Source organism: Quisquiliibacterium sp. (assembly GCF_982640115.1).
Genome location: NZ_CEXFHW010000201.1, coordinates 1 through 6,702, shown reverse-complemented (window position 1 = coordinate 6,702; position 6,702 = coordinate 1). Strand labels below are relative to the sequence as shown.

General features: G+C 70.8%; 6 protein-coding genes. All 6 read left to right on the top strand.

Features of this window, described 5'->3' with window-relative positions; genetic code table 11:
• Positions 1–1,596, top strand: a 1,596-nt coding sequence (locus tag AC2H6A_RS16930) for a transketolase family protein (RefSeq protein ID WP_484274889.1), incomplete at its 5' end; no start/stop codon positions are given.
• A 35-nt stretch (positions 1,597–1,631) separates the two neighbouring features.
• On the top strand, positions 1,632–2,642 hold the full coding sequence (gene gap / locus AC2H6A_RS16925) for a type I glyceraldehyde-3-phosphate dehydrogenase (RefSeq protein WP_484274888.1): 1,011 nt from the start codon (positions 1,632–1,634) through the stop codon (positions 2,640–2,642).
• A 50-nt stretch (positions 2,643–2,692) separates the two neighbouring features.
• On the top strand, positions 2,693–3,871 hold the full coding sequence (locus tag AC2H6A_RS16920) for a phosphoglycerate kinase (protein ID WP_484274887.1): 1,179 nt from the start codon (positions 2,693–2,695) through the stop codon (positions 3,869–3,871).
• Between the two features lie 72 nt (positions 3,872–3,943).
• The gene (pyk, locus tag AC2H6A_RS16915; protein ID WP_484274886.1) at positions 3,944–5,371 is read left to right on the top strand and encodes a pyruvate kinase; all 1,428 of its coding nucleotides are present in this window, start codon (positions 3,944–3,946) and stop codon (positions 5,369–5,371) included.
• A 146-nt stretch (positions 5,372–5,517) separates the two neighbouring features.
• Positions 5,518–6,495, top strand: coding sequence for a Bug family tripartite tricarboxylate transporter substrate binding protein (locus AC2H6A_RS16910; RefSeq protein WP_484274885.1), 978 nt, complete (start codon positions 5,518–5,520; stop codon positions 6,493–6,495).
• Between the two features lie 84 nt (positions 6,496–6,579).
• Positions 6,580–6,702 (top strand): class II fructose-bisphosphate aldolase (locus tag AC2H6A_RS16905; RefSeq protein WP_484274890.1); only part of this gene is annotated, 123 nt, incomplete at its 3' end.

Below are 6,702 nucleotides of genomic sequence, written 5' to 3'. Positions count from 1 at the left end.
TGGGTGTTCGCCGGCGACGGCTGCCTCATGGAGGGCATCTCCCATGAGGTGTGCTCGCTCGCCGGCACGCTGGGCCTGTCGCGGCTGGTGGTGCTCTATGACGACAACGGCATCTCCATCGACGGCGAGGTCCGGCACTGGTTCGGTGATGACACCGTCGCGCGCTTCCGCAGCTACGGCTGGCATGTCATCGCCGGCATCGACGGCCACGATGTCTGGGCCGTCGAGCGCGCCATCGCGCAGGCCCGGCAGTGGGGCGAGCAGGGCCGCGACGGGCGCTTTGCGCCCACCCTCATCCAGTGCCGCACCGTCATCGGCCAGGGCTCGCCCAACCGCGCGGGCCAGGCCAAGGTCCACGGCGAGCCGCTGGGCGCGGCCGAGATCGCGCTGGTGCGCGAGGGCATGGCGGCGCACGGTTTCGAGATGCCGCCCTGGCAGGTGCCGGCCGATGTCCTCGCCCACTGGGACGGCCGGGCCCGCGGCGCCGCGGCCAGCGCGCAGTGGCGCGCGCGGCTGGCAGCCTACCGTCAGGCGCACCCCGAGCTCGCCGAGGAATTCGAGCGACGCATCGCAGGCCGTCTGCCCGGCCACTGGGAAGACACCCTCGACACGCTGATCGATTCCCTCACCCAGGGCGCACATAACGTAGCCACCCGCAAGGCCTCGCAGATGGTGCTCGATGCCATCGGGCCGGCGCTGCCCGAGCTGCTCGGCGGATCGGCCGATCTCACCGGCAGCAACCTCACCGACTTCCGCGGCGCAGGCGCGCTGCGCGCCGGCGAGGCCGGGGCGCTGCACGCCGGGCGCCACATCAACTACGGGGTGCGTGAATTCGGCATGGCCGCCATGCTCAACGGCCTGGCCCTGCACGGCGGCTTCATCCCCTACGGCGGCACCTTCCTCACCTTCTCCGACTACGCGCGCAATGCCATCCGCATGGCGGCGCTCATGCGCCAGCGGGTGGTGCTGGTGTTCACCCATGATTCCATCGGCCTGGGCGAAGACGGCCCCACCCATCAGCCGGTGGAACACGCCGCCAGCTTGCGGCTGATTCCCGGCCTCGATGTCTGGCGCCCGGCCGACACCGTCGAGACGGCTGCCGCCTGGGCCGACGCCATCGAGCGCCGCGACGGTCCGGCCGCGCTGCTGCTTTCACGCCAGGCGCTGCCTTTCGTCACCCGCAGCGAGGGGCAGCTCGCGGCCATCCGTCACGGCGCCTATGTGCTGCGTGATGCCGCCGAGGCGGTGGCGGTGATCATCGCCACCGGCTCGGAGCTCGGTCTGGCGCTGGCCGCGCGCGATCTGCTCGCCGCCCAGGATGTCGCGGTGCGCGTGGTCTCCATGCCCTGCACCTCGGTCTTCGATCGCCAGGCGATCGCCTACAAGCGCCATGTGCTGCCCGACGGCCTGCCGCGCATCGCGGTCGAGGCCGGGGTCACCGACTTCTGGTGGAAGTACCGCTGCGACGCGGTGGTCGGCATCGACCGTTTCGGCGAGTCCGCGCCCGCTGCCGACCTCTTCGAGCACTTCGGATTCACCCCCCGCAATGTCGCCGACACCGTGCTGGCCGTGCTGGCCGGCGGCCCGGCGCGCTGAGGATCCCCCTTCACCCATCCCCCCAGGAACCTCCCATGACCATCCGTGTCGCGATCAATGGCTATGGCCGCATCGGCCGCAATGTGCTGCGTGCCCTCTACGAGGGCGGCAAGAAGCACCCGATCGAGATCGTCGCCATCAACGACCTCGGCAACGCCCAGACCAATGCCCACCTCACCCAGTACGACACCGCGCACGGCCGCTTCCCCGGCAGCGTGCATGTCGATGGCGACAGCATCGTGGTCAACGGCGATCGCATCCGCGTGCTGGCCAACCGCAACCCGGCCGAGCTGCCCTGGGGCGAGCTCGGCGTCGATGTGGTGCTCGAGTGCACCGGCTTCTTCACCTCCAAGGAGAAGGCCGGCGCGCACCTGAAGGGCGGCGCCCGCAAGGTGGTGATCTCGGCGCCCGGTGGCAAGGATGTCGACGCCACCGTGGTCTACGGCGTGAACCACTCGGTGCTCAAGGCCTCCGACACCGTCATCTCCAACGCCTCGTGCACCACCAACTGCCTGGCGCCGCTGGTCAAGCCCCTGCATGACAGCATCGGTCTGCTCAACGGCCTGATGACCACCGTGCACGCCTACACCAACGACCAGGTCCTCACCGATGTCTACCACGAGGACCTGCGCCGCGCCCGCTCGGCCACCATGTCGATGATCCCCACCAAGACCGGCGCGGCCGCCGCGGTGGGCCTGGTGCTGCCCGAGCTCGACGGCCGCCTCGATGGCTATGCCATCCGCGTGCCCACCATCAATGTTTCCATCGTCGATCTCTCGTTCATCGCGGCGCGCGACACCACCGCCGACGAGATCAACGCCATCATGAAGGCCGCGGCCGCCGGCCCGCTGGCGGGCGTGCTGGCCTACAACACCGCGCCGCTGGTCTCGGTCGACTTCAACCACAACCCGGCCTCGTCGAACTTCGACGCCACGCTCACCAAGGTCTCCGGCCGGCTGGTCAAGGTGAGCAGCTGGTACGACAACGAGTGGGGCTTCTCCAACCGCATGCTCGACACCACCGTCGCGCTCATGGCGGCGAAGTAAGACGGCCCGACAGCCCGCTCGCGCCACCGCCGTCCCGTCCGGGAGAACCGATGAAGTTCAAGCGCCTTTCCGATCTCGACCTGGCTGGCCGGCGGGTGTTCATCCGCGCCGACCTCAATGTGCCGCAGGATGATGCGCACGCCATCACCGACGACACCCGCATCCGGGCCTCGCTGCCGGCCATCCGCCATGCGCTGCAGGCCGGCGCGGCGGTGATGGTCACCTCGCATCTGGGGCGGCCCACCGAGGGCACGGTGCGGCCCGAGGACTCGCTCGCGCCGATCGCCACGCGCCTGTCCGAGCTGCTTGGCCGGCCGGTGCCGCTGATCAGCGGCTGGGTCGAGTCCGGCGTCACGGTGGCGCCCGGCGAGGTGGTGCTGCTCGAGAACTGCCGCTGCAACCGCGGCGAGAAGAAGAACGACGAGCAGCTCTCGCGGCGCATGGCCGCGCTGTGCGATGTCTACGTGAACGACGCGTTCGGCACCGCGCACCGGGCCGAGGCCACCACCCATGGCATCGCGGCCTTCGCGCCGGTGGCCTGCGCCGGGCCGCTGATGGCTGCCGAGCTCGACGCCCTTGGCAAGGCGCTGCTGCAGCCGCGCCGTCCGCTGCTGGCCATCGTCGCCGGCTCCAAGGTGTCCACCAAGCTCAGCATCCTCAAGACCTTGGCCGAGCGGGTCGATCAGCTGATCGTCGGCGGTGGCATCGCCAACACCTTCCTGCTGGCTGCCGGTCATCCCATCGGCAAGTCGCTGGCCGAGCCCGATCTGGTGGATGAGGCCCGCGCGATCATCGCGCTCATGGCCGCGCGCGGCGCCAGCGTGCCGCTGCCCACCGATGTGGTGGTGGCGTCCGAGTTCTCGGCCAGCGCGCCGGCCCGCACCGTGGCCGCCGGCGCGGTCGGCGCCAGCGATCTCATCCTCGACATCGGCCCGCAGACCGCGGCGCAGTTCGCCGGCCTCATCGCCCAGGCCGGCACCGTGGTCTGGAACGGCCCGGTGGGCGTGTTCGAGTTCGAGGCCTTTTCCGGCGGCACCCGTGCGCTGGCTCAGGCGATCGCGGCCTCGTCGGCCTTCTCGATTGCCGGCGGTGGCGATACGCTGGCGGCGATCGCCCGCTTCGGCATCACCGACCGGGTGGGCTACATCTCCACCGGCGGTGGCGCCTTCCTCGAGTTCCTCGAGGGCCGCACCCTGCCGGCGGTGGCCGCCCTCGAGGCACGGGCCTAGCAGCGCCCCGACGCCGGTGGCGCCGGATCGCCGGCGCGGCCGCGGCGCCGGTAGCAGCACAAAGGAAGCATCATGATCCGCGCCACCAAGATCGTTGCCACGCTCGGCCCCGCCTCGGCCAGCCCCGAGGTGCTCGAGCGCATGATCACCGCCGGCGCCAATGTCGTGCGGGTCAACTTCTCCCACGGCAGCGCCGCCGAGCACACCGCCACGGTGCGCCAGGTTCGCGAGATCGCCGCACGGCTCGGCCGCGACATCGGTGTGCTCGCCGACCTGCAGGGTCCCAAGATCCGCATCGGCAAGTTCGCCCAGGGCCGCATCGAGCTGGCGGTGGGCGACCCGTTCACCTTTGACACCACCTGCGAGTCCGGCGACCAGCAGCGGGTGGGCCTCGACTACAAGGAGCTGGTCAACGATGTCCATGCCGGCGACACCCTGCTGCTCAACGACGGCCGGGTGGTGATGCGCGTCGACCGGGTGGGCAGCACCACCATCGCCTGCACGGTCACGCAGGGCGGGACGCTGTCCAACCGCAAGGGCATCAACCGGCAGGGCGGTGGCCTCACCGCTCCGGCGCTCACCGCCAAGGACATGGACGACATGAAGACCGCGGTCGGCTTCGAGGGCGACTTCATCGCGGTGTCGTTTCCCAAGAACGCGGCCGACATGTACATGGCCCGCGAACTGATGCGCGCCGCCGGCGGCCATGCCCTCATGATTGCCAAGATCGAGCGCTACGAGGCGATCGGCAATCTCGAGGAGATCCTCAAGGCCTCCGACGGCATCATGGTCGCCCGCGGCGATCTCGCGGTCGAGGTCGGCGACGCGGCGGTGCCGGCGCTGCAAAAGCGCATGATCCGCATGGCGCGCGAGCTCAACCGTTTCGCGATCACCGCCACCCAGATGATGGAGTCGATGATCGAGGCGCCGGTGCCCACCCGCGCCGAGGTCTCCGATGTGGCCAATGCGGTGCTCGACGGCACCGACGCGGTGATGCTCTCGGCCGAGACCGCCGCCGGCAAGTTCCCGGTGGAGACCATCGAGGCCACGGCCCGCATCTGCACCGAGGCCGACCGCTCGCAGCGTGTGCCGCTCGACGGCGAGTTCCTCAACCGGCGCTTCTCGCGCATCGACCAGTCGATCGCGATGAGCGCGCTGTTCGTGGCCAACCACCTGGCCATCCGGGCGATCGTCGCGCTCACGCAGTCGGGGTCCACCGCGCTCTGGATGTCGCGCCTCGACTCGGGTGTGCCGATCTACGCGCTCACGCCCGAGGAGCGCACCCGCCGGCGCATGACGCTCTATCGCGAGGTGCATCCGGTGCTGCTGCAGTACAAGTCGGTGGAGCGCGAGGCCCTGCTGCTCGAGGCCGAGCAGACCCTGGTGGCCGCCGGTCTGGTCGCCCGCGGCGACCGGATCATCATCACCATCGGCGAGCCGATCGGCAAATCGGGCGGCACCAACACCATGAAGATCGTCACCGTCGGCGACCACGGCTGAGCGCGAGGAACCCAGACATGCCCCGTTCACCGCGTCAGTGCGCAGCCCATCCGCCGCAGCCGGTAGCGCCGCATTCGGTAGCGCCGCAGCCTGCAGCGCCACAGTCGCAACAGCCTGCAGCGCCGCAGTCGCAACAGCCTGCGGCAGTGCGCCGTCGGCTGCTCGCGGCGGCGGCGGCGGCCGTGCCGGCGCTCGGCGCGCTCGTCCGGCCGGCGGCCGCCCAGCCGGCCCGCGGCTTTCCCGCCCGGCCCATCCGTGTCATCGTGCCCTTCACCCCCGGCGGCGCGCTCGACACCGTGGCCCGCATGGTGGGGCAGCGCCTGGCCGAAAAGCTCGAGCAGCCGGTGCTCATCGAGAACCGGCCCGGCGCGGCCAATGTCATCGGCAATGACCTGGTGGCCAAGGCCGCCCCCGACGGCCACACCCTGCTGTTCGCGGCCGCGCCGCTGGCGCTGAACACCGCGCTGGGCATGAAGCTGCCCTACCACCCGGTCAACGACTTCGCGCCGATCTCGCTGGTGGCGTCCATCCCGGTGCTGATCCTGGCGCATCCGTCCACGCCCTGGCGCAGCCTGCCCGAGCTGGTGGCGGCGGCGCGGGCGTCATCGGTCAACTATGCCTCGCCCGGCGTGGGCTCCATGCCGCACCTGATCGGCGAGGCGTTGCGCGCCCGCGCCGGCCTGCAGTTCCCGCACATCGGCTACAAGGGCGCGGCCCCGGCGCTGCAGGATGCGCTTGCCGGCACGGTGCCGGTGCTGATCGATGCCTACATCCCGAGCGGCGCGCAGATCCCCGCCGGCAAGCTGCGTGGCCTGGCGGTGGCCGCCGAGCGGCGCAGCGCGGTGCTGCCCGACCTGCCCACCACGGTCGAGCAGGGCTTCCCGGATCTGGTCGGCTCGGGCTTCTACGGACTGCTCGCGCCGGCCCGCACCCCGCCGGCCATCATCGAGGCCCTGCATGCCGCGGTGGTCGCGTCGGTGAACGGCACCGATGTGCGCGAGCGTCTCGTGCGTCAGGGCTACGAGGTGCATGCCTCCACCCCGGCCGAGTACGCGGCCTACCTGCGCCGCGAGATCGAGCGCTGGACGCCGGTGGTCCGTGCCGCCGGCATCAAGCCCGAGTAGGCGCCTTGCGCAGCCATCCGGGCCCCTGATCGGCCGCGTCATAATGTCGGCCTTCGCTTTCCACCATCCCGTCTGGAGATTCCCATGCCCCTCGTTTCCATGCGCCAGCTGCTGGACCACGCCGCCGAGAACGGCTACGGCATCCCGGCCTTCAATGTGAACAACCTCGAGCAGGTGCAGGCCATCATGGCCGCGGCCGCCGCCGTC